The 22,569-nt window shown below is 71.1% G+C and carries 20 protein-coding genes and 1 rRNA gene; 8 read left to right on the top strand and 13 right to left on the bottom strand.

Translation table 11 applies throughout. The features are described 5' to 3' along the window. Window positions 1-152: 152 nt before the first annotated feature. Window positions 153-689, top strand: a complete 537-nt coding sequence (locus tag KZC52_RS16675; RefSeq protein ID WP_247625245.1) for an FHA domain-containing protein — start codon at window positions 153-155, stop codon at window positions 687-689. On the opposite strand, the gene KZC52_RS16680 is transcribed toward KZC52_RS16675, so the two are convergent. The 6 genes from KZC52_RS16680 to KZC52_RS16705 all read right to left on the bottom strand — a co-directional run bounded on the left by KZC52_RS16680 (window position 675) and on the right by KZC52_RS16705 (window position 7,413). After that, window positions 675-1,826, bottom strand: coding sequence for an alcohol dehydrogenase catalytic domain-containing protein (locus tag KZC52_RS16680; protein ID WP_247625246.1), 1,152 nt, complete (start codon window positions 1,824-1,826; stop codon window positions 675-677). The genes KZC52_RS16675 and KZC52_RS16680 overlap by 15 nt on opposite strands. A gap of 12 nt (window positions 1,827-1,838) precedes the next feature. Beyond that, window positions 1,839-2,582, bottom strand: coding sequence for an HAD family hydrolase (locus KZC52_RS16685; RefSeq protein WP_247625247.1), 744 nt, complete (start codon window positions 2,580-2,582; stop codon window positions 1,839-1,841). Next, window positions 2,579-3,733 (bottom strand): TIGR03364 family FAD-dependent oxidoreductase, encoded by a 1,155-nt coding sequence (locus KZC52_RS16690; RefSeq protein WP_247625248.1) that lies wholly within the window; start codon window positions 3,731-3,733, stop codon window positions 2,579-2,581. The genes KZC52_RS16685 and KZC52_RS16690 overlap by 4 nt, the downstream gene beginning before the upstream one ends. Continuing rightward, window positions 3,730-5,466: a phosphonate ABC transporter, permease protein PhnE gene (phnE, locus tag KZC52_RS16695; protein ID WP_247625249.1), complete on the bottom strand. Its 1,737-nt coding sequence runs from the start codon at window positions 5,464-5,466 to the stop codon at window positions 3,730-3,732. The genes KZC52_RS16690 and phnE overlap by 4 nt, the downstream gene beginning before the upstream one ends. After that, window positions 5,463-6,287 carry a phosphonate ABC transporter ATP-binding protein gene (gene phnC / locus KZC52_RS16700; RefSeq protein ID WP_247625250.1) on the bottom strand — a complete coding sequence of 275 codons (825 nt, stop codon included), beginning with the start codon at window positions 6,285-6,287 and terminating at the stop codon, window positions 5,463-5,465. The genes phnE and phnC overlap by 4 nt, the downstream gene beginning before the upstream one ends. Before the next feature lie 196 nt (window positions 6,288-6,483). Continuing rightward, the gene (locus KZC52_RS16705) at window positions 6,484-7,413 is read right to left on the bottom strand and encodes a phosphate/phosphite/phosphonate ABC transporter substrate-binding protein (RefSeq protein WP_247625251.1); all 930 of its coding nucleotides are present in this window, start codon (window positions 7,411-7,413) and stop codon (window positions 6,484-6,486) included. Between the two features lie 172 nt (window positions 7,414-7,585). Between KZC52_RS16705 and KZC52_RS17630 the strand changes: the two genes are divergently transcribed. Together KZC52_RS17630 and KZC52_RS16715 are read left to right on the top strand one after the other, a co-directional pair. Next, window positions 7,586-8,329, top strand: coding sequence for a GntR family transcriptional regulator (locus KZC52_RS17630; RefSeq protein ID WP_247625252.1), 744 nt, complete (start codon window positions 7,586-7,588; stop codon window positions 8,327-8,329). 54 nt (window positions 8,330-8,383) lie between these two features. Continuing rightward, the gene (locus tag KZC52_RS16715) at window positions 8,384-8,869 is read left to right on the top strand and encodes a YfbM family protein (protein WP_247625253.1); all 486 of its coding nucleotides are present in this window, start codon (window positions 8,384-8,386) and stop codon (window positions 8,867-8,869) included. A 233-nt stretch (window positions 8,870-9,102) separates the two neighbouring features. Here KZC52_RS16715 and KZC52_RS16720 read toward each other — a convergent pair whose 3' ends face one another. Both KZC52_RS16720 and KZC52_RS16725 read right to left on the bottom strand, forming a co-directional pair. After that, window positions 9,103-10,785 (bottom strand): HNH endonuclease signature motif containing protein, encoded by a 1,683-nt coding sequence (locus tag KZC52_RS16720; RefSeq protein ID WP_247625254.1) that lies wholly within the window; start codon window positions 10,783-10,785, stop codon window positions 9,103-9,105. Between the two features lie 267 nt (window positions 10,786-11,052). After that, window positions 11,053-11,925 (bottom strand): EamA family transporter, encoded by an 873-nt coding sequence (locus KZC52_RS16725; RefSeq protein WP_247625255.1) that lies wholly within the window; start codon window positions 11,923-11,925, stop codon window positions 11,053-11,055. 233 nt (window positions 11,926-12,158) lie between these two features. Here KZC52_RS16725 and KZC52_RS16730 point away from each other — a divergent pair, with 233 nt between their 5' ends. The 3 genes from KZC52_RS16730 (at window position 12,159) to KZC52_RS16740 (ending at window position 15,587) form a co-directional block, all read left to right on the top strand. After that, window positions 12,159-13,442 (top strand): M18 family aminopeptidase, encoded by a 1,284-nt coding sequence (locus KZC52_RS16730; protein ID WP_247625256.1) that lies wholly within the window; start codon window positions 12,159-12,161, stop codon window positions 13,440-13,442. A 103-nt stretch (window positions 13,443-13,545) separates the two neighbouring features. Beyond that, entirely contained in the window at window positions 13,546-14,985 is a 1,440-nt protein-coding gene (locus KZC52_RS16735; protein WP_247625257.1) for a purine-cytosine permease family protein, read from the top strand. Continuing rightward, window positions 14,982-15,587 carry a cysteine hydrolase family protein gene (locus KZC52_RS16740; RefSeq protein ID WP_372491590.1) on the top strand — a complete coding sequence of 202 codons (606 nt, stop codon included), beginning with the start codon at window positions 14,982-14,984 and terminating at the stop codon, window positions 15,585-15,587. Before KZC52_RS16735 ends, KZC52_RS16740 begins: the two co-directional genes overlap by 4 nt. 76 nt (window positions 15,588-15,663) lie before the next feature. On the opposite strand, the gene KZC52_RS16745 is transcribed toward KZC52_RS16740, so the two are convergent. Continuing rightward, window positions 15,664-16,374, bottom strand: a complete 711-nt coding sequence (locus KZC52_RS16745; RefSeq protein WP_247625258.1) for an MBL fold metallo-hydrolase — start codon at window positions 16,372-16,374, stop codon at window positions 15,664-15,666. A gap of 99 nt (window positions 16,375-16,473) precedes the next feature. On the opposite strand from KZC52_RS16745, the gene KZC52_RS16750 reads away from it, so the two are divergent. Then, the gene (locus tag KZC52_RS16750; protein ID WP_247625259.1) at window positions 16,474-17,025 is read left to right on the top strand and encodes a TetR/AcrR family transcriptional regulator; all 552 of its coding nucleotides are present in this window, start codon (window positions 16,474-16,476) and stop codon (window positions 17,023-17,025) included. A gap of 57 nt (window positions 17,026-17,082) precedes the next feature. Here the strand turns inward: KZC52_RS16750 and hutI are convergent, their stop codons facing one another. From hutI to hutH, 3 genes are read right to left on the bottom strand one after another with little or no spacing between them, the layout of a single operon-like run. Next, a complete protein-coding gene (gene hutI, locus KZC52_RS16755) occupies window positions 17,083-18,276 on the bottom strand; it encodes an imidazolonepropionase (protein WP_247625260.1) in 1,194 nt (397 codons plus the stop codon). Between the two features lie 32 nt (window positions 18,277-18,308). Next, window positions 18,309-19,982, bottom strand: a complete 1,674-nt coding sequence (hutU, locus tag KZC52_RS16760) for a urocanate hydratase (RefSeq protein WP_247625261.1) — start codon at window positions 19,980-19,982, stop codon at window positions 18,309-18,311. Beyond that, the gene (gene hutH, locus KZC52_RS16765) at window positions 19,975-21,516 is read right to left on the bottom strand and encodes a histidine ammonia-lyase (protein ID WP_247625262.1); all 1,542 of its coding nucleotides are present in this window, start codon (window positions 21,514-21,516) and stop codon (window positions 19,975-19,977) included. Before hutH ends, hutU begins: the two co-directional genes overlap by 8 nt. Before the next feature lie 61 nt (window positions 21,517-21,577). On the opposite strand from hutH, the gene KZC52_RS16770 reads away from it, so the two are divergent. Continuing rightward, window positions 21,578-22,357 (top strand): IclR family transcriptional regulator, encoded by a 780-nt coding sequence (locus tag KZC52_RS16770; RefSeq protein WP_247625263.1) that lies wholly within the window; start codon window positions 21,578-21,580, stop codon window positions 22,355-22,357. Between the two features lie 99 nt (window positions 22,358-22,456). Here KZC52_RS16770 and rrf read toward each other — a convergent pair. Beyond that, window positions 22,457-22,569: ribosomal RNA gene (rrf, locus tag KZC52_RS16775) — 5S ribosomal RNA — on the bottom strand; the annotation flags it as partial.

Raw genomic sequence — 22,569 nt, forward strand, 5'->3', positions numbered from 1 at the left:
ATCACCCCATGAGAATAAGCGTATGCCCTCATCGTTCCCGCGCGGAACCCGGGTCCACGTGACACCCCGGCCAGGCGAAGTCAAGCCCCTGCGACGGCGACGGCCGAGACCCTAGAGTCGAGTCCCATTACCTGCCGAGGAGGCGATGACGGATGACCGATTCAGGCACCGAGGGCTACACCCCCACCACGACCCACGCCGAGTGGGGCGCGGGCGAACCGAAGCTGCGAATCTCGCGAGACGACGAGCGCACCGAGTTCCTCCTCGACGTCGACGTCGTGCGCATCGGCTCGGCGGCGGGCAACGAACTCCGTCTCGCCGACACGGATCCCGTGCACGCCACGATCACCCATGACCAGCGCGACGAGTACGTGCTCGAGCTGCACGGCGAGGGCGAGCGCAACGCGAGCGACAACGCCGACGGCACCCACTCCGCTCCGAGCACGGAGACCCTGCGCACGGGTGCGCGGTTCACCGCCGGACCGTGGACGTTCGTGTACCACCGCGAGGAGTTCGCCGACCACGGCCGCCCGTTCGGCGGGCGGAAGGGCGGCGAGTACGACGACCAGCCGCTGCAGCCGCCGCGACCCGACTACGCGCACGACGAAGCAGCCGAGGGCCCCGACGACGAGGCCGCGCCCGACGGTCCCGCACCGGAGACGCCGGGTCCGGATTCAGCGGCCCGGTAGCAACCCGACGCGTAGCGGCGCTCCCGGGGCGGATGCCTCGGCGAGCGCTTCGTCGATAGCGGCGAGCGGCCGCACGGCTCCGACGGCGTCCGCGAAGGGGTAGGCGCGTCCCCGCCCGGCGAGGAACGCCACCGCCTCGGCCAGGTCGATGCCCGTGTAGTTATGCACACCGGCGACCGTGACGAGGCGACGCACGATACTCTCGGCGTCGAGCGGCACCCGGTCGGCGGGGAACACGCTGCCGACGAGCACGACGATCCCGCCGACGGCGACCCCGTCGAGCGCTTCGGCGACCGCGTGACCGGATGCCTCGATCACGATGTCGGGTTCGGGGCCGCCTGCGGCATCGAGGGGTAGCGCACCGCCCTTCGTCTCGCTCCGCTCGCTCACGGACCGGCTTCCGCGTGGTGCCAGCCATTCCTGCGCGCGGGCGCGACGCGCGTCGTTCGGGTCGAGCACCTCGACGAGCGCCCCCTGCTCGGCGGCGATCGCGGCGGCGGACAGCCCGACGAGGCCGGCTCCGTGGATGCGCACCCGTGCGCCGTCCAGATCGCGATGCCGGGCTGCACGGGCGACGGCTGCCCAGGCGGTCGCGGTCGCGCACGACGCGGGAGCGAGCACGGATGCCGGGAGCGTCTCGGGCACCCGCACGATCGTCGTTCCCTCGCGCAGCTGCATGTGGCTGCCGAAGGCTCCGGTCAGCTCCCCGTGCGCACCGATGCGGTCGTGCCCGTACTTCGCGAGCGTGCGGCACTTCTGAGGCATGCCGCACAGGCACCGGTCGCAGCTCGCGCACGACACCGTGATCGACCAGACCACCCGGTCGCCGATGCGCAGCGGTGCTCCGTCGGTCGCGGTCGCCCCGGCGTCGCCGAGCGCGATGACCCGGCCGACGCTCTCGTGCCCGAGCACCAGCGGCACCGGGGCGGGTCGATGCCCCTGCACGGTGTGCACGTCGGATCCGCAGATGGTCGACAGCTCGACCGCGACCAGCACGTCGCCGTCGGAGAGGGCGACACCCGGCACGGCGATCGTCTCGTGGGGCTGTCCTTCGCCGACGAACACCATCGCGGTGGCCGCCGGTCGCAGCGCCACGTCGCGTCGATGCCCGGGTGGGCGGGTCAGCATCGTTCCCATGACGTCACATCCTCAGGAGCTTGTGACCAGCGGCAGCAGGCTGCGCTCGGCGAGGGTCGCGCGCAGGCCGGTGACATCAGGGAGCACGGCATCCGCTCCGGCTTCGTCGAGCGCTCGACGGTCGTGCGCGCCCGAGAGCACGCCAGCCACGAAGCCCGCACCCGCCCGGATCCCCGACTCGACGTCGCTGACCGTGTCGCCGGCGACCGCCACGGCGGCGACCGACGACGCGCCCGCGCGCAGAAGCGCCGTGAGCACGAGGTCGGGAGCGGGACGCCCGCGACCGGCGTCGACCGGCGAGAGGGCGAGATCGACGAGGTCACCCCAGCCGAGTCCGTCGATCAGGGCGTCCCGGGTGACCGGGGCGAAGCCCGTCGTGAGCACGACCCGCAGGCCGGCGTCCTTCAGCCCGCGGATCGCCTCGGCGGCCCCGGGGATCTCGCTGACCCCCTGCTCGCGCACGATCTCGGCGTAGGCGTCTTCGAATGCGGCGGTCGCCCGCTCGGCGGCGGCGACATCGCCCCCTGCGAGATGCGTGAAGACGTCGATCTTCGACTGCCCCATCGTGACGCGCACGTGATCGAGGGCCTCGGCCCACGGCATCCGATCGGCGACACCGGTGCGTTCGGCGGCGCGCTGGAACGCCTGCTCGACGACGCCGTCGTCGAGCACGGTGGTTCCGGCCATGTCGAGCACGACGAGCTCGATGGGCACGGTCCGGGCGAGCGGCACGGGGGAATCGAGCGGAGTGTTCATGGGGTTCCTTCCATTGCGGGGGTCCACCCGAAGGCGGCGGTGAGGTTCTCTTCGGCGAGGCCCAATCCGGTCGTCATGCCGATGCCGGTCGTGGCGGCGAGCACGAGGACGCCGGCATCGCCGCGCTCGACGAGGAAGTCGCCGGCGGCCTTGGCGTAGACGCCCTGCCAGCGTTCGAGCACGCGCGGCGTCGGCATGTCGAACAGCGCGGCGGCTTCGTCGAGGAACGCCGTGAATGCCGCCTCGGGTTGGAACGGGGCGGGTGTCGTGGCCGTCGCGTGGGAGTCGCCGATGATCAGCGTGCCGTCGGGCAGCTGCGTGTACATCTGGTTGAGGTCGAGGGCGGCGAGGTCGGGGCGCTCGGCGTGCAGGCGCCCGCGCAGGCGCGCGCCCTCCGGCGTGCCCGCGAATCGGCCGTACCGCACGAGCGACCAGCCGGTGAGCAACGGGGCCGAGAGCGGATGCCGCAGCGTCACCGCGGCCCGCATCATGTCGAGTGCGCACCGCTCGATCCCGCTCCGCTCGGCGATCTCGGGGAGGAGCTGGTCGATGTCGTGGTTGACGGCGACGACGACGTGCGCAGCGGTGAGCGTGCCCCGCGTCGTCTCGACGCGCTCCCCCGCGACGGCGGTGACCGCGGTGCGGAAGCGGAAGTCCACCCCGAGCCGCGCGAGGTGGCGGACGATCGCGGCCGCCGCACTGCGCGGATCCGTCTGCAGGTCGGTCTCGATGAGCGCGCCGCCGATGACAGCCTGGGCGCGCAGCGGCGCGAGCCGCAGCAGTTCTTCGGCGTCGAGCATCCGCATCCCGCCGTCACGGGCCGCAGCCTCGAGCACCGCGATCTCGTCGTCATGACGCGCGGCGACGAGCGTGCCGGACTCCCGCAGCCAGAACCCGGCGTCGCGCGCGAGGCGCACCCACAGCGGGCGCGAGGCATCCGCGTACCGACGCGCCTCTCCGGCCTGGGCGCCGATGCAGAGGTGCCCGAAGTTGCGGATCGTGGCGCCGGCGGGAGCATCCGTCCGATCGACGACGACGACGCGCAGCCCGCGACGCGCTGCGGCGTAGGCGGCACCGAGGCCGACGATCCCCGAGCCGACGACGACGAGGTCGGCGGTGTCGGTGCGCCCGCTCACCTGAACACCGCTCACTTGAACACCTTGCGCATCCACATCGCGAGCCCCTCCACGACGAGCACCGTGACGAGGATCATCAGCACGATCGCCGTGACCGTCTCGTAACGCGATCCCTGGCTGGCGTTGAGCAGGTAGTAGCCCACGCCGCCACCGCCGACGATGCCGAGGATCGTCGCCGCGCGGATGTTGGTGTCGAGCATGTAGAAGCTGTGCCCGATGAGCGCCTGCATGCCCTGCGGCACGGTGGCCGAGCTGTAGGTCTGCAGGCGCGTGGCACCGACGGCGCGCAGCGCACGCTCGGGGCCGCGGTCGACCTCTTCGAAGGAGTCGGCGATGAGCTTGCCGAGCAGACCGATGCCGCCGATCGCGAGCGCGATCACACCGGCCTGCGGTCCGAGGCCCGTGATGACGACGAGCACGATCGCGAGGATCAGCTCGGGGACACCGCGGATGCCGACGAGCAGGAACCGGGCGGTGGCGCGCACTCCCCCGTTCGGGGCGACGTTGCTCGCGGCGAGCGAGCCGAGCAGCAGCGACGGGAGCAGGGTGAGCACGGTCGCGGCGAGCGCGATCGCGACCGTGTCTCGCATGGCCTCGATCATGGACGCCGCGTCGTAGTTGCCGAACGACGGCGGCCAGAACTTCGCGGCCGTCTCGGGGAGTTTCGCCCAGAACGTGAGGAAGTCGGTCCAGCTGATGTCGCTGACGACTACGCTGCCGAGCACCACGAGCACGGCCACGATGCCGGCGGCGGTGTTGCGCACGCGCTGGCGGGTCCAGGGGCGGCGCACCGCGGTCTGCGGGCTGGTCGCCCACGCCGGGCGGGCGCCGGCGGCGCTTTCGCCGGCCGTGGCGGAGGGCGAGAGTCGCGGATGCACGATCCGGTCCATCCACGAGCGGGTGTGCTTCTCGTGGCCGAGCATCGCGCCGCGCACCAGGCTCGAGACGATCTCCATCGCGATGCAGAGCACGAAGATCACGAGGGCGATGCCGAGGCCCTTGCCGTAGTTGAGCGCCTTGAACGCGTACGACATCTCGAGGCCGAGACCTGCGACGCCGACGTACCCGAGCACGACACTGCCGCGCAGGTTGATGTCGTTGCGGTGCAGCACCGTCGCGACCCAGCTCGGCAGCACCTGCGGCAGGACGCCCGCGGTGAACTCCTGCAGCTTCGAGCCTCCCGCGGCGCGGATCGCGAGGCGCGGCCCCTCGTCGATCTGCTCGATCGCATCGGCGAACATCTTCGAGATCATGCCGATCGAGTGGATGCCGATGGCGAGGATGCCGGGGAGCGTGCCGAGCGAGAACATCAGCACGAACGCCATCGCGAGCACCACGTCGGGCAGCGCACGGGTGAGCACGCCCACGAAACGGGCGGCGGCGCGCCAGCCGTTGCCGGGGGTCGTGTTCGAGGCGGCGAGGTAGGCGATCGGCACCGAGAGCGCCGCGGCGAGCAGGGTGCCGACCAGCACGAGTCCGACCGTGAGCGCGACGAGCCAGAGCAGGTCGCCGGGCTCGGGGAACGTGAGTCCGCCGACCCGCGCCAGGAAGTTCTCGGCGTTGCCCCAGCTCTCCACCATCGCCGGGATCGAGATGCCGACCTCGCCGACGGCGAGCACGCCGAGCACGACGAGCGCGAGCAGGGTGAGTCCGGCCGCTATCCGTTCGGGCGAGATCGGATGCTTCGGCGCGCGCTCCGCGACCGAGGCGCCCACGGTGCCCGCCGGTCGATCGGCGAAGAGCGTCATGAGGCGGCCACCTGAGTCGCGGCATCCGCCAGCTCCATCGCCACGGCGGTGATCTCGGCGGTCGACGTCGCGACGCGGCCGTAGATCTCCATGACCTCCGCCTTGGTGAGGTCGGTGGTGGGGGTGTCGAGCACGATCTCGCCGTGGCGCAGCCCCACGATGCGGTCGGCCCACGAGATGGCGAGGTCGACCTGGTGCAGGCTGCAGACCACCGTGAGCCCCTCGTCGGCGGCGATCTCGCGGATCAGCGCCATGACCTGGTCGCTCGACTCGGGGTCGAGCGAGGCGACGGGCTCGTCGGCGAGGAGGATGTCGGGCTTCTGCATGAGGGCGCGGGCGATCGCCACGCGCTGCTGCTGTCCGCCGGACAGCGTGTCGCTGCGCTGATAGGCGCGGTCGAGGATGCCGACGCGGTCGAGGTGCTCGAGTGCACGCAGCTTCGCGGCCTTCGAGTAGCCCCACAGCCCCAGACGCGGACCGCGGATGCCGGAGAGCGAACCCGTGAGCACGTTCTCGAGCACCGTGAGCGATGGCACCAGCTCGAACTGCTGGAAGATGAAGCCGACCCGGCTGCGCAGCGTGCGCAGCGCCCGGCCGCGCAGCGCCGGAACCTGCGAGCCGAGCACCTCGACCGAGCCGGCGGTCGGGGTCTCGAGGCCGTCGAGGTGGCGCAGGAGCGTCGACTTGCCCGAGCCGGAGAGGCCCAGCAGCACGACGATCTCGCCGCGGGAGACCTGGAGGGAAGCATCCTTCAGTGCGGTGGTCGACCCGAAGGTCTTCGTCACGCCGTCGAGGCGGATCAGGGCGTCGGTCGTGGTCATGGCGTGGCTCCTGCGGGATCGGGCGGGGTAAGGCGGGGTCGTGCGCGGGGTCGTGCGCGGGGTCGTGCGCGGGGTCGTGCGCGGGCTCGTGGATGTGGGAGTGCTCGTGGATATGGGAGTGCTCGTGGATGTGGGAGTGGAGCCGATCGGGACGGTGGGCGTCCCGATCGGCTCCGGAAGGGTCAGCAGACCTGGGTCAGGCCTTGCACTGCTCCGCTTCCGTCTCTTCGCAGATGTCGCGGATGAGGTCGTAGTACGCGTCGTCGACCGGCTTCGTGGCGTAGAAGACGCTGCGGAACTCGTCGGTGTCGGCGCTGTCGATGCCCGCGGCGATGATGTCGTCGATCGTGATCTCACCGAGACCGTCGATGAGCTCCTGCGCGACGTCGTCCGGGAGGGTCGAGGAGTACACCAGCGGGGCGCCGGGCACCATCGTCTCGTCGACGACCTTCACGGCATCCGACTTCTCGACCTCGGAGTCCTCGGCGAACCCGACCTCGCACTCGACGCCTTCGCCGACCTTCTGGACGCTGACATCGTGCTTGCCCGCGAAGACCGGGGTGATGTCGCTCTTCGGGTCGATGCCCGCCTCGAGCAGGTTGTACGAGGGGAAGAGGTAGCCGGACGTCGACGACGGGTCGACGAAGCAGACCTTCTTACCGGCGAAGTCCTCGATGCTGTCGATGTCGCTGTCGGCGGGGACGATCGCCTGCGAGAAGTAACCGGGCTCCTGACCCTCGGCAGTGACGATCGAGGAGATCGGGGTGAGCTTCGCACCGTTGTTGGTGGCGGTCACGTAGGTGAAGCCGGAGAACGAGGCGACGTCGACCTTGCCGGCGACGGCGGCCTCGATGAGCGCGGCGTAGTCGGTGGACTCGTGGTACTCGACGGTCTTGCCGGTGATCTCGGCGATGTAGTCCATGAGCGGCTGGTAGTTCGTCTCGGTGTCGACCGAGTCGGGAACGACGCCGAAGACGAGGGTGTTCTCGTCGACCGCGAAACCGGAGGCGGAAGACGCCGACGCGTCGGTGTCGGAGCCGGTCGCCTCGGCGGTGCCGGAACAGGCGGCGAGACCGAGGGCGAGGAACGCGACACCCGCGAGAGCGGGGAGAGCACGGAGCTTCATGAGGACCTTTCAGAGGTGGGAGGGGTGATCCACAGACGACTCTCTCAGGCCGAGCAACGAGAAATGTACCTAACTCGGGAGAGTTCAACGGTCGTTTACCCGCGCGTTCCCGGGCGGACTCCTGCGCGATCGCAGGGCTGGACTTCATCACCCGGACAAGTAATATGCCTATGTGGCTGAAGCTGTCTATACCCAGATCGCCGACGATCTGCGCGCGCAGATCACGTCCGGCATCCTGCGCCCCGGCGACGACGTTCCCACCGAGGCCGAACTGGCCGAGCGGTGGCGCACTTCGCGCGGCCCGATCCGCAACGCCCTCGCCGCCCTGCGCGGCGAGGGGCTGATCGAGACGGGACGCGGCCGCCCCGCGCGGGTCGTCGCACGCAAGGCCAGCCAGGCCGTCGACGTGTCGGTGCCGTTCACACGGTGGGCGCGCGACCTGGGCGTCGAGCCCGGCGCCGAGACCCAGGAAGTGAGCCTGCGACGAGCCGGCGACCACGCCGCGGCGCTCGGCGTCGAGCCGGAGGACACCATCGTCAGCGTCGTGCGCCTGCGGCTGCTCGACGGCCGGCCCACGATGCTCGAGCGGCTGTTCTACACCGAGGCTGCCGGTCGTCGGCTGTTCGACGTCGATCTCGACGAAGTCTCGATCACGGAATACCTGGGGTCGCAGGGGCATACGATCGTGGGGCTGCAGCACGTGATCGACGCGGTCGCGGCGGACGAGCAGGATGCCGCGCTGCTGCAGGTACCGCAGGGCACACCGATCCTGCGGCTGAGCCGCACCTCGCGCGATGCGGACGGGCGCATCTTCGAAGCGTCCGAGGATCGGTACCTCAGCGAGGTCGTGCGCTTCACGGTCGCCGCCTCGGGCATCTCGACCGACGGGCACTTCATGCGCGCGGTCGGAGCCTGACGCCCCCCTAGGCTGGGAGCGGTACCGCGACGAACGGGGAGGGTTCGGATGGGCATGAGGGCTGCATACACACTGATCGATGAGGGCACGCTCGATCGGTTGGTGTCGCTGTCGCCCGAGGTTCTGCTGTCGACGCTCGAGGAGCTCGAAGAGGCGGGGGCGCCGACGGTCTACGTCGACAAGATGTGGGATGGCCTGCACTTCCTGCTCACCGGGGTGTCGGCATCCGCTCCGCGCGAGGACGACCCGCTGAGCGAGGCCGTCGTGGGCGTGCACGCGTTCGGCGGCGAGGACTTCGTCGGCTGCACCGAGAACGACGAGCTCGATCCGATCATCGAAGCCCTCGACGCGGTCGACCTCGACGAGGCGCTCGCGCGGGTGGACTTCGCCGCGTTCGCCTCGGCGCGCGTCTACCCGAACATCTGGACCGACGACCCCGCGCAGCTGCGGGCCGAGCTGACGGATGCCTTCACCGAGCTGCGGCGCGTGCACCAGCAGGCCGCCGACGCCGAGAGCCATCTGGTGATCAGCATCTACTGATGCATACCGCCGGGCCCGGCTGGCCACGGCGCTCGTGGCAGTGCTCGTGGCGGTGCGCGTCGCCGATATCGTCGCGGCGCGCGGTGCATGTCGCGGAACATGCCGCGGCGCGCGGTGCATGTCGCGGAACGTGCCGCTCATGGCACCACTCAGGAACCGGTCACGGACGGGCGGGGAACGCCGCCGATAGCGGTGCCCGATCTCGGTGCCCGATCGCGGTCGCCACACTGCGTTCATGCGCGCATCGGTGGTCGTGCTCGCCGTTTCGCGGCAGCGGCAGCGGCAGCGGTGGCGGCGGTGGTGGTGCGGGGTGCGGGTCGGGGTGTTCGCCATTTCTGGTGGGGGTCCCACCAGGCGGGTCCGCGGACGTGGGGTGTGCCGTTGTGCATGCGGATGGTCCAGCCGGAGGTGTCGAGGGTGCGGTGGTGGTGCCAGCAGAGGGTGACGCCGTTGTCGGTGGTGGTGGGTCCGCCGCGGGAGTGTTCAGTGACGTGGTGGATCTCGCACCAGGCGGCGGGGACGTGGCAGCCGGGGATGAGGCACTCGCGGTCACGGAGCGTGATCGCGCGGCGTTGGTGGACGGTGAATACCCGGTCGGTGGTGTCGATGCCGATGATGCGACCGGTGGGGTCGGAGGTGACGCGTTGGATGCTCCCGCCGCACGCTGTGTGCCGGGCGGTGGCGAGGGAGACCGGGGTGTCGGTGCCGTCGACGTGCGCCCACCCGCGGCCGGTCGCGTAGTCCTCCGCGGTCACGGAGACGACGAGGGTCGGGGCGGCACCGCCGAGGGAGGGCATGTCACTGTGGCGGGCGGCGATCCCGAGGACGGCGGCGAGGGCATCGTGTTGCTTCTGCGCCCGGGACCGCCCATCGACCATCCCACCAGGGTCGCCCGAGGGCAGGGCACCGTCGGGCGGGAAAACCGCACCGTCGAGAGGGCAGAGGGTGTCGTCGAGAGGGCCGTGCGTCTCGCCGTTCAGCGCATGCTCATCCGTGTCGAACCTTGCCTCGTCGGCGGAGGGGACGAACCGCACCCCACTGGCCATGCCCACAGCAGGCTGCGGTGCCGCCGGGATGGGTGGTCCGTCGACTTTCGGGTTCAGGTACGCATCCCAGATGCGCTGCAACTGCCCCGCCGTCTCGGGCAGCAGTGACCCGCGGATCGGTATCACCCCGTCCTTCACCCGGCCGAGCACGATCCCGCGGGCGCGCATCGCGCGCTCTTCGGCAGGTTCCGCACCGTCGGGGTCGAGGTACGTCACGATCACGCGTGACAGCAGCTTGAGATCCTCCGGCGTCGCGGGCGGGCCCGCTTCGAGACGACGCTCGGCATCGGCATCGGCGTACCCATCGGCATCCAGCTCACTGTCACCGTCCGCACTCCCGCTACCGCCACCATCCACGGCGATGAGCCCCCGCGCGTACTCCGCCAACTCGACATCCGCCCTCAACCGGTCCGCCGCACCGATCCGCGGCCCCGCCTGCTCCACGGGGCCGGTCGCGGCCAATAGCCCCGCGACCCCGACGGCCCCGTCCAGCAGCGCTTCCCGCAGGGCCGGCCATCGGGCGGGCAGCATCGCCCCGGAGGAGAAGTCCACCTCCCGCCGGACGACCTTCCCGGCTTTTACCACCCGTGCCGCCCCGGCCGCGTCCGTGCGGAGCACGCGTTGGACGAGTTCGTTCATCGTCCGGCATCCGAACAGGCCGCAGAACGCCAATTCTCCCGATCCGGCCGGGCGTTGATCGACCGATCCGACCGTCTCGACGATGACCGCATCCACCCGGCGGGCGAGCTCGCCAGCGGCGCGGAGGACCTGCATCTTCTCGGCATCCGACAGCCCCGCCAGCGCGTCTGCGCGCAGCACCGCGGCCAGGTCGGCGGCGACCCGGTCCAGGAGTTCGGCGGTGCTGTTCATACGTCCCAGTCCACCAGTAGCCACCGACATTCCGAAACGAAAACCCCAGGCCAAAGGAGATATCGACGCGATCGGTGGAGAACTCGGGGCAACACGGCAGCGGTGCAGAACGAGTGCACACGGGCGGGACCCTTCGACAGGCTCAGGGACCCAGCAGCGACAGGGACGAGGCCCTTCGTCTCGCTGCGCTCGCTCAGGAACCGGGTGTGAGAGGGGTGGGGCCCTTCGACAAAATCCAGGGACCCAACTGAGGGGACAAGCACCACCTCACACCGCGAGCAGCACGATCCCCGCGACCACGACCGCCGACGCGCCCACTCGCCACCACGGGCGCGATTCGCGCAGCACCAGCACCCCGAACAGACTCACGATCACCACGCTCACCTCGCGCAGCGGCGCGACGAGTGCGACCGGCGCGATCTGGATCGCCGTCAGCACGAGGATGTACGACAGCGGCGACAGCACCCCGAACGCCACGATGCGCCGCCACTGGGTTCGTCCGAGCATCCGCACCGCCGCCCACTGTCCGCGCACGCCGACGGCCAGAGAGTAGAACGGCACCTGCAGCAGGGTCGTTCCGACCATGAACGCCACCGGCGAGAGACCCCAGGTGCGCACGGCGTGGGCGTCCCAGATCGTGTAGATCGCGATCGCGACACCGGTGAGAACCCCGAACACCAGACCCGGGTCGATCCGACGACCCGCATCGCCACGTCCCCCGCGGTCGACGAGACCGATCGCGACCACGCCCGCGATCACCGCGGCCACTCCGACCAGCGCCAGCACCGATGGGCGCTCTCCGAGCAGCAGAACCGCGATGATCACCGAGAGGAACGGCCCCGTGCCCCGGGCCGTGGCGTAGACGGTCGAGAGGTTTCCCTCCTGGTAGCCGCGCTGCAGCACGAACATGTAACCGACGTGCAGTACCGCCGAAACCCCGACGCCCAGCAGGAACGAGCCGAGATCGGATGCCCCGATCCCGCCCGTGAACGGGATCGCTCCGGCCCAGACCACCGTGCTGCCGACCGCTCCCCACCACAGGAACGGCATGCCGGCGCGGCTGATGCCGTGGGCGATGATGTTCCACGCGGCGTGCGAGAGTGCGGCGCCGATGACGAGCGCGAAGGCGAGAGCGGACATACGGGAACCCTTCCGGCCGCCGCGGGCGCGACGAACAGGGCTCCTCCGGGCTTTTGTCCTGTCAGATGACGGCTCGCCTGCGGAGGCGAGCCGTGGCGCCGCTCGGACCAGTCGGGCGAACCCCGGAACCCTAGGCGCTATCGAGGTGCACCCTACTCCCCCGAGGTGAACGATCGAGCACGACACCATCCGCGGGTACGCTCGAAGGACGCCCGTCTGCAGGAAGGCCCTCCATGCCCGTCACTCCGGTCGCCCTCGCCCACGCCGAGGACCTCGCCGACTTCGTCGCCGCCTCCCCCTCGAGCTATCACGCCGCGACCGAGATCGCCCGCCGCCTCGAGGACTCGGGCTTCACGCGCCTGAACGAGGAGGATGCCTGGCCCGCACAGCCCGGCGGTCGCTTCGTCGTGGTGCGCGACGGCGCGACGATCGCCTGGGTGGTGCCGACGGATGCCTCGCCCACCACACCCGTGCACGTCTTCGGCGCGCATACGGATTCCCCCGGTTTCAAGCTCAAGCCGCAGCCGACAACCGGTACCCGCGGCTGGCTGCAGGCCGCCGTCGAGGTGTACGGCGGACCTCTCCTGAACTCCTGGCTCGACCGTGAGCTGCGGCTCGCCGGGCGCCTGGCGCTGACCGGCGGCCGCGTCGTGCTCGCCGACACCGGCGCGCTGCTGCGCCTGCCGCAGTTGGCCATCCACCTCGACCGCACCGCGAACAGCGGGCTCGCTCTCGACAAGCAGGTGGAGACGCAGCCGGTCTGGGGTCTCGGCGACCCGAGCGAGGCCAACGTGCTCGGCGAGCTCGCGGCATCCGCCGGTGTCGACGCCGCCGATATCCGCGGCTACGACGTCGTGATCGCCGACACCGCTCGCGGCGCCGTGTTCGGCAAGGACGACGCCTTCTTCGCCTCGGGTCGCCTCGACGACCTCGCCTCGGTGCACGCGGGCGTCGTCGCCCTCGCCGCGCACGAGACCGAGGCGGGCGCCCCGATCGCGGTGCTCGCGGCCTTCGATCACGAGGAGCTCGGCTCGAACTCGCGCTCCGGCGCCGCCGGCCCCTTCCTCGAAGACATCCTGGGGCGCATCTCCGACGGGCTGGGGGCGGATGCCTCGGAGCGCCGACGCGCCTTCGCGTCGTCATGGTGCCTGTCGAGCGACGTCGGCCACTCGGTGCACCCGAACTACGTCGGCAAGCACGACCCCGTCGTGCAGCCGGTGCTCGGATCGGGTCCGATCCTCAAGCTCAACGCCAACCAGCGCTACGCGACGGATGCTCTCGGCGCCGCCGCCTGGCACGCCTGGTGCGAGCGGGCCGGCGTGCCGACGCAGGAGTTCGTGTCGAACAACGGGGTGCCGTGCGGCTCGACGATCGGACCGATCACGGCGACCCGCCTCGGCATCCGCACGGTCGACGTCGGCATCCCGATCCTGTCGATGCACTCCGCGCGCGAGCTCGCCGGCGTCTCCGACCTCCACGATCTCGCCCGCACCGCCGAGGCGTTCTTCCGGTCCTGACCGGGTCCTGACCCGGGTCTCGACCCCGTCCTGACCCCTGCCCTGATCCGGCGTCGTTCGTCGCATTCGCCCCGATGTCGGCGCACGGTGCCAGGATGAGGGGATGACGCAGAACCCGCCCGGCCTCATCGAGCGCGCCGGCATCGAGATCATCCCCGAGTCCGAGCGCACCGCGAAGCCGCGCGACCTGTTCTGGCCGTGGTTCGCGGCGAACGTGTCGGTCTTCGGCATGTCGTACGGATCGTTCGTGCTCGGCTTCGGCATCTCGTTCTGGCAGGCGACGATCGTCTCGGTCGTGGGCATCGTGGTGTCGTTCCTGCTGTGCGGGCTCATCGCGATCGCCGGCAAGCGCGGATCGGCGCCGACCATGGTGCTCTCGCGCGCGGCGTTCGGGGTGCACGGGCAGAAGGTACCCGGCATCGTGTCGTGGCTGACGTCGATCGGCTGGGAGACGTTCCTCGCCATCATGGCCGTGCTCGCGACCGCCACCGTCATCACGCAGCTCGGCGGCGACGGCGACAGCATCGCCGTCAAGATCACGGCGACCGTCATCGTCGCGGCGCTCATCGTGGGCGCCTCGGTGCTCGGCTACCACGCCATCATGAAGATGCAGTCGGTGCTCACCTGGCTCACCGGCGCCGTGACGATCCTCTACGTGATCCTCGCCGCGCCCAGCATCGATCTCGAGGCGGTGCTCGCGCGTCCGGACGGCGGCATCGGACAGGTGATCGGCGCCCTCGTCATGGTGATGACCGGTTTCGGACTCGGCTGGATCAACATCGCCGCCGACTGGTCGCGCTACCAGAAGCGCACGGCATCCGACGGGGCGATCGTCGCGTGGAACACGATCGGCGGATCGGTCGCTCCCGTGATCCTGGTGGTGTTCGGTCTGCTGCTCGCGGGGTCCAACGACGATCTCTTCGCCGCCGTGCAGGCCGACCCGATCGGCGCCCTCGCGACCATCCTCCCGCTGTGGGTGCTCGTGCCGTTCCTGCTCACCGCCGTGCTCGCCCTCGTCTCGGGCGCGGTGCTCGGCATCTACTCCTCGGGCCTCACACTGCTCAGCCTCGGCATCCGCATCCCCCGCCCCTCCGCCGCCGCGATCGACGGCGTCATCCTGACGATCGGCACCATCTTCGTCGTGTTCTTCGCGACCGACTTCCTCGGCCCGTTCCAGAGCTTCCTCATCACGCTGGGTGTTCCGCTGGCGTCGTGGGCGGGCATCCTCATCGCCGACATCCTGCGCCGCCGCAAGGACTACGACGAGAAAGCGCTGTTCGACGCGAAGGGTCGCTATGGCTCCTGGGACTGGATCTCGATCGGCACGATGGTCGTCACGAGCGTGATCGGGTGGGGGCTCGTCCTCAACGGCTTCGCCGAAGATGCCCCGTGGAACAACTGGCAGGGCTACCTGCTCTTCCTCGTCGGGGGCACCGAGGGCGACTTCGCGTACGCGAACCTCGGCGTCTTCTTCGCGCTCGTGCTCTCGTTCCTCGTGACGTACATCGCGCGTGCGGGCAAGATCCGGCGGCAGGAGGCGTGAGCGCCTCGGCGGGCGCGACGCCGCCGGCGGAAACCGGAACGGCGGCACCCGAGACCGAGCAGTCGTGGTTGATCGTGGTCGATCCGCAGGCGATCTTCGCGGCACCGGATTCCGCCTGGGGTTCGCCGTTCTTCGCCGAGGCGATGCCCCGTATCCGGGCTCTCGCGGAATCCTTCGGCGAGCGCGTGCTCGTGACGCGATGGATGCCGACGGCCGATCGCGCGACCTCGTGGGGTGACTACTTCGCCGCCTGGCCGTTCGCCGATCAGCCGCCGACCGACCCGTTGTTCGCTCTCGTACCCGAAGCCTCCACCCTGTCGCCGCTGCCGACGCTCGACCTGCCGACGTTCGGCAAGTGGGGCGCCGACATCGAGCGGATCGTCGGACGCGGCGCGCACATCGTGCTGGCCGGCGTCTCCACGGACTGCTGCGTGATCTCGACGGCGCTGGCCGCCGCGGATGCCGGGGCCCACGTCACCGTCGCGGCCGATGCCTGCGCGGGGTCGACCGCCGAGAACCACGCCGCCGCCGTTCAGGTGATGGGCCTCTACCCGCCGCAGATCACCATCAGCGACACGGCGACGGTGCTCGCGGGGCGCTGAACCCGGAACGCCGACACCGGAACGCCGACACTTGAACGCCGATGGCGGAGCTTTGAGCCCGAGATCAGGAGCTCCGTCAGGCGGATGCCCGCACGGCTGCCGCGATGTCGGCCGGTGATCCGCGCCAGGGGGCTCCGTGCCCGGGAAGCACCCACGAAGCCGAGACCCCGGCGAGCCGATCGAGGGAGGCGAGCGCCTCGGCCGGCTCATCCGTGAACGGGGCGGGCTGCGCACCGACCTGCCCGGTGAGCACGTGCCGGGTGGTGAGCGCGTCGCCGACGAAGACGGCCTCGACGAGAGGAACGTGCACGGCGATGCTGCCGGGCGAGTGACCCGGCATCCCGATCACGACGGGCGAGCCGGGCAGGTCGAGCACGTCTCCGTCGCCGACCTCGCGCACCTCCGCGACGTGGTGCGTGCGGAAGGCGTTCTTGCGCAGCCCGTAGCCGACGAAGCCGAGCATCGGCCCGACCCGCGCCGGCCCCATCGCGGTCTTCGGCTTCTCGCCCGTGCGCACGCGGTGCGCATCGGCGGCATGGATGAACACGGGCACCCCGCCCTCGCGCCGCAGTCGTTCGGCGAAGCCGATGTGGTCGCTGTCGCCGTGGGTGAGCACGACGCCGCGGATGTCGCTGAGCGGGCGCCCGATCTCGGCGAGAGTGCGCTGCAGATCGCGCCAGTGTCCGGGGAGTCCGGCATCGACGAGCGTGATGCCCTCGGGCGTCTCGATCAGGTAGGAGGCGACGATGTCGTTGCCGAGGCGGTGGAGGTGCGGGGCGAGCAGCATGGCGGGGTCCTTTCTGGACGGGTGCGATCGACGGACGATTGCGAAGGCTACGATACGTAGCTATCATGGCTACTGTCAATAGCCATGAAGGAGGCGCCCGTGCCGGCACCCGAACGCACCTCGACCGAGGCCATCGTCGCCGCCGGTCGCGCGATCCTCGAGGAATCGGGGCCGGCGAGCCTCACGATGCAGGCCGTCGCCACCCGCGTCGGCGTGCGCGCCCCCTCGCTCTACAAGCGCGTGCGCGATCGCGATGCCCTCCTCACCGCGGTGGCCGAGGCCGCGATCGACGAGCTCGGCTCGCGTCTCGCCGACTCCGGCGCCGCCACCGACACCGACAACTCAGGTACCGACCTCACGAAGCTCGCCGAGGTCTACCGCGCCTTCGCGCACGAGCACCCCGAGAGCTTCCGGCTGATGTTCACGGCATCCGCTCCCGTCGACGCGCTGCACCGCGCGTCGGAGCCCGTGCTGCGCGCTGCCGCCGCGCTCGTCGGCGAGGCGGATGCCCTCGACGCCGCGCGCCTGTTCACCGCCTGGGCGACGGGATTCCTGCAGATGGAGCTGTCGGGGGCGTTCCGGCTCGGCGGCGACGTCGGCCAGGCCTTCGACTACGGGCTGCGCAGGCTCCTCGCAGGGCTGGCCGCCTGACCGCCTGAAAGCCTGACGCCCGGAAAGCCCGCAGGCCCGACCGCCCGCAGCGACGGCTCAGACCGCGACGCCGTCCTTCCACACGCGGGCCACAAGCGGCACGCCGGGGCGATACGCGAGGTGGATGCGGGTCGGCGCGTCGAGCAGCACGAGGTCGGCCCGCGCCCCCGGAGCGATGATCCCGATGTCGTCGCGGCGCAACGCCCGGGCGCCGCCCGCCGTCGCCGCCCACACGGCCTCCGCCGGGGTCATGCCCATGTCGCGCACGGCCACCGCGATGCAGAACGGCATCGACGACGTGAAGCTCGATCCGGGGTTGGTGTCGCACGCGAGCGCGACCGTGACGCCGGCATCGATGAGGCGGCGCGCATCGGGATACGGCTGGCGGGTCGAGAACTCGACGCCCGGCAGCAGAGTGAGCACGGTGTCGGATGCCGCGAGCAGCGCGACGTCCTCGTCGGTCAGGTAGGTGCCGTGGTCGACGGATGCCGCGCCCAGCTCGACCGCGAGCGCGACGCCCTCCCCCGGTCCGAGCTGGCTGGCGTGCACCCGCGGCGCCAAGCCCCGGGCGATCCCGGCCTCGAGCACGCGGCGCGACTGCGCGACGGTGAAGGCCCCGGTCTCGCAGAACACGTCGATCCACCGCGCGTGCGGGGCGCAGGCGTCGAGCATGGGGCCGATCACAAGGTCGACGTACTCGTCGCCGCGGTCGGCGTACTCGGCCGGCACGACGTGCGCGCCGAGGAAGGTCACCTCGGGCGTGACCTCGGCGGCGAGACGCACGAGACGCTCCTCGTCGGCGACGCTCAGCCCGTACCCGCTCTTGATCTCGACGGTCGTCGTGCCCTGCGCGAGCATCTCGTCGAGGAACCCGCGCACTCGCGCACGCAGCTCGTCGTCGGTCGCCGCGCGGGTGGCCGCCACGGTCGATCGGATGCCGCCGGCCGCGTACTTGCGTCCCGCCATCCGCTCCTCGAACTCGACGGCCCGGTCACCCCCGAACACCAGGTGGCTGTGGCTGTCGACGAACCCGGGGATCACCGCCCGCCCCGCGGCATCCACGATCTCATCGGCGGGCGGGGCATCCGCCGCTGCCCCCACCCACGCGATCCGGTCGCCGTCGATGAGGACGGCCGCCTCGTGCAGCGTGCCCACGGAATCGCCGCTGTCCGGGGTCCCTGAGCCCGCCGACGGGCCCGCCCCCGGAGCGTTCGTCGTCAACTCGCCGATGTTCGTGAGGAGCGTCGTCATGGCGTCAGCCTTTCAGATTCGAGAAGCGCAGCTCAGAGCATCGGGATGTTCAGGCCGCGCTCGCGCGCCACCTCACGGGCGTGTTCGTAGCCCGCGTCCACGTGCCGCATCACACCGGTGCCGGGGTCGTTGGTGAGCACGCGCTCGAGCTTCTGCGCGGCGAGATCGGTGCCGTCGGCGACCGTCACCTGACCGGCGTGGAGCGAACGACCGATACCGACGCCTCCGCCGTGGTGGAGCGACACCCACGAGGCACCCGAGGAGGTGTTCAGCAGCGCGTTGAGCAGGGGCCAGTCGGCGATCGCATCGGAGCCGTCCTTCATCGCCTCGGTCTCGCGGTAGGGAGAGGCCACGGAGCCCGAGTCGAGGTGGTCGCGCCCGATCACGATGGGCGCCGAGAGCTCGCCCGAGGCGACCATCTCGTTGAACCGCAGCCCGGCGAGGTGGCGCTCCTTGTATCCGAGCCAGCAGATGCGGGCGGGCAGCCCTTCGAAGTGCACCTTCTCGCCGGCCTTCTCGAGCCAGCGGTGCAGCGCGGTGTCGTCGGGGAACAGCTCGGCGATCGCCCGATCGGTCTTGGCGATGTCCTCGGGGTCGCCCGAGAGCGCCGCCCAGCGGAAGGGTCCGCGCCCCTCCTCGAACTGCGGGCGGATGTAGGCCGGCACGAATCCCGGGAACGCGAACGCGCGGTCGAAACCGCCGAGTTCCGCCTCCCGACGGATCGAGTTGCCGTAGTCGAAGACCGCGGCACCGGCGTCCTGGAACGCGACCATCGCGGCGACGTGCGCCGCCATCGACTCCCGCGAGCGCCGCGTGAACTCCTCGGCATCGCGCTCGGCCTCCGCCTTCCACTCGGCCACGTCGACGCCGACGGGCAGGTATGCGAGCGGGTCGTGCGCGCTGGTCTGATCCGTCACGATGTCGATCGGCACACCACGGCGGTGCAGCTCGGGGAACACCTCGGCGGCGTTGCCCACGACACCCACCGAGAGCGCCTCCCCGGCATCCTTCGCCGCGAGGACGCGGGCCACGGCGGCGTCGAGATCGGTCGTGTACTCGTCGAGGTACCCGTGCTCGACGCGGCGGGCGAGGCGCGACTCGTCGACGTCGACGATCAGCACCACGCCGTCGTTCATCGTCACCGCGAGGGGCTGCGCGCCGCCCATGCCGCCGGCACCGCCGGTGAGGGTGAGGGTGCCGCGCAGCGAGTCGCGGCCGAGCGAGCGGGCCACGGCCGCGAACGTCTCGTAGGTCCCCTGCAGGATGCCCTGCGTGCCGATGTAGATCCACGAGCCGGCCGTCATCTGGCCGTACATGAGCAGACCCAGTTCCTCGAGCCGGCGGAACTCGGGCCACGTCGCCCAGTCGCCCACGAGGTTCGAGTTGGCGATGAGCACGCGCGGCGCCCACTCGTGCGTGCGGAAGACCCCCACCGGCTTGCCCGACTGCACGAGCAGCGTCTCGTCGGGCTCGAGCTCGTCGAGGGTGCGCACGATCGCGTCGTACGCCTCCCAGCTGCGGGCGGCGCGGCCCGTGCCGCCGTAGACGACCAGGCTCTCGGGGTGCTCCGCCACCTCGGGGTCGAGGTTGTTCATCAGCATCCGCTTGGCGGCTTCGGCGCCCCAGCTCTTGGCGGTGCGCTGATTGCCGCGTGCCGCGCGCACGGTGCGCGTCGTGTCGGTGAGGGTGGGCTTCTGGTCAGTCATTCGCGTGCTCCTGTGCGATGCGGGCGACGGCGCCGGACTGCACGAGCGCGGTCACGGCCTCCATGTCGGGAGAGAGGAATCGGTCGGGCCCGGGGCCGGCGGCGACCGTGCGCACGAGGTCGCGCACGGCACCGGTGGCAGGTGCGGCCTGCAGGGGGGCGCGCAGATCAAGGGCGCGGGCACCGGTGAGGATCTCGATCGCGAGCACCCGACCGAGGCCGTCGATGGCGCGGCGCAGCTTGCGTGCGGCCGCCCAGCCCATCGAGACGTGGTCCTCCTGCATCGCCGACGAGGGGATCGAATCGACGGATGCCGGAACCGCGAGCCGCTTCAGCTCCGACACGATGCCGGCCGCGGCATACTGCGCGATCATGAGGCCCGAGTCGACGCCGACCTCATCGGCGAGGAACGGCGGAAGACCGTGGTTGCGCGCCGGATCCAGCGCCCGGTCGGTGCGCCGCTCCGACACCGAGGCGACGTCGGCGACCGAGATCGCGAGGAAGTCGAGCACGGCGGCGACCGGCGCCCCGTGGAAGTTGCCGTTCGACTCGATCCGCCCGTCGACCGTGATGACCGGGTTGTCGATGACGCTGGCGAGCTCACGGCCGGCGATCGTCGCCGCGTAGCCCGCGGTGTCGCGCGCGGCACCGTGCACCTGCGGCGAGCAGCGCAGCGAGTACGCGTCCTGCACCCGGCCGTCCTCCGGACCCTTGTGGCTGTGCACGATGGGCGAGTCACGGAGGAACGCGCGCAGGTGCGACGCCGAGACGCCCTGTCCCGTCTGCGGACGCAGCGCCATGAGATCGGCGGCGAAGACGGCATCCGTGCCCAACTGCGACTCGATCGACATGGCCGCGGCGATGTCGGCGGTGAGGAGCAGACCCTCGAGGTCGTGGAGCGCGAGCACCAGCATCCCGAGCATCCCGTCGGTGCCGTTGATGAGGGCGAGTCCCTCCTTCTCGACGAGGGTCACCGGCTCAATGCCGGCGGCCGCCAGCGCCTCGGATGCCGGGACCAGCGCACCGTCGGGGGTGCGCACGTCGCCCTCGCCCATCGCCGCCAGTGCGATGTGGGCGAGCGGGGCGAGATCGCCCGAGCAGCCGAGCGATCCGTACTCGCGCACGACCGGGACGATCCCCGCGTTGAGCAGCGCGGCGTAGGTCTCGACGACGACGGGGCGCACGCCGGTGCGGCCCGAGGCGAGCGTCTGCAGTCGCAACAGCTGGAGGCCGCGCACGACCTCGGCTTCGACCTCGGCACCCGTTCCCGCCGCGTGCGAGCGGATGAGGCTGGCCTGCAGCTGCAGACGACGGTCGGGAGCGATGAACGTGGTGGCGAGTGCGCCGAACCCGGTCGAGACACCGTAGTGCGGGTGCGGGTCGGCAGCCAGCCCGTCGATCACGGCGCGGGTCTCGGCGACGCGAGCGAGCGCGTCGGGGGAGATCACGACGGGGGCGCCATGGCGGGCGACGGCGACGACATCGGCGGGAGCCAGCGGGGCGGCGCCGACGAGCACGGGGGCGAGTTCACTCATGTCTCGATTCCACACCCGAGGGGTCGCCCGCGACAGCGGATCATGACATCCTGTGTCTGTGATGCCAGACAGTTCGGATGCCGTGGCCGACGCTCCCCTGCAGGTGCCGGCGGCCGAGCACACGCTGCGGATCCTCCGGTATCTGGCTGGGCGGCCCGCGCCGGTCGCCGCATCGGCGATCGCACGCGAACTCGCGCTCCCGCGGTCGACCGTCTACCACCTGCTCCGCACCCTGGCGCTGCACGGCTTCGTGGTGCACCTGCGCGAGGACCGTCGCTGGGGCCTCGGCACCTCCGCGTTCGAGCTCGCCGGCGGCTACGCCCGACAGCAGCCGCTCGCCCGGCTGGGGCGTCCGCTCGTGGCAGCCCTCTCGGACCGCCTGGGCGAGAGCGCGCACCTCGCCGTGATGAGCGGGGGCGACGTGCTCTACATCGTCGAAGAGCGCGCGCCGCGGCGGCCGGCACTCGTCACGGACGTCGGCGTGCGGCTGCCCGCGCATCTCACCGCGAGCGGGCGGGCCATGCTGGCCGCGCTCCCCCGCGAGCAGGTGCGCGCGCTGTATCCGAGCGCCTCGGCTTTCCCCGACCGCACCGGCGTCGGACCGCGGAACCCCCGCGAGCTCCGCGAGGTGCTCCGCGACGTGCGCACGCGCGGATATGCGACCGAAGACAGCGAGGTCGCCGACGGCCTGCGCTCCGTCGGCGCCGTGGTGCGCGATCACAACGGGTGGCCGGTGGCCGCGGTCGCCGTCACCTGGGCAGGAAACGACGTCACGGAGACGCAATTGTCGGATGCGGTACGCAGCACCGCCTCGGTGCTCGAGGCGCGTCTTGCGCACTGATCACGTGAGCATGGTGCACGTGCGCGCGTGATCGCGTGTACGTGCCCGTAAAACGAAAAAGAGCCACCCAGCGTTGGGTGGCTCTTTTTCTTAAAAGAAGTCCGGCGGTGTCCTACTCTCCCACAGGGTCCCCCCTGCAGTACCATCGGCGCTGTGAGGCTTAGCTTCCGGGTTCGGAATGTAACCGGGCGTTTCCCTCACGCTATGGCCGC

Source organism: Microbacterium galbinum (assembly GCF_023091225.1).
GTDB lineage: Bacteria > Actinomycetota > Actinomycetes > Actinomycetales > Microbacteriaceae > Microbacterium > Microbacterium galbinum.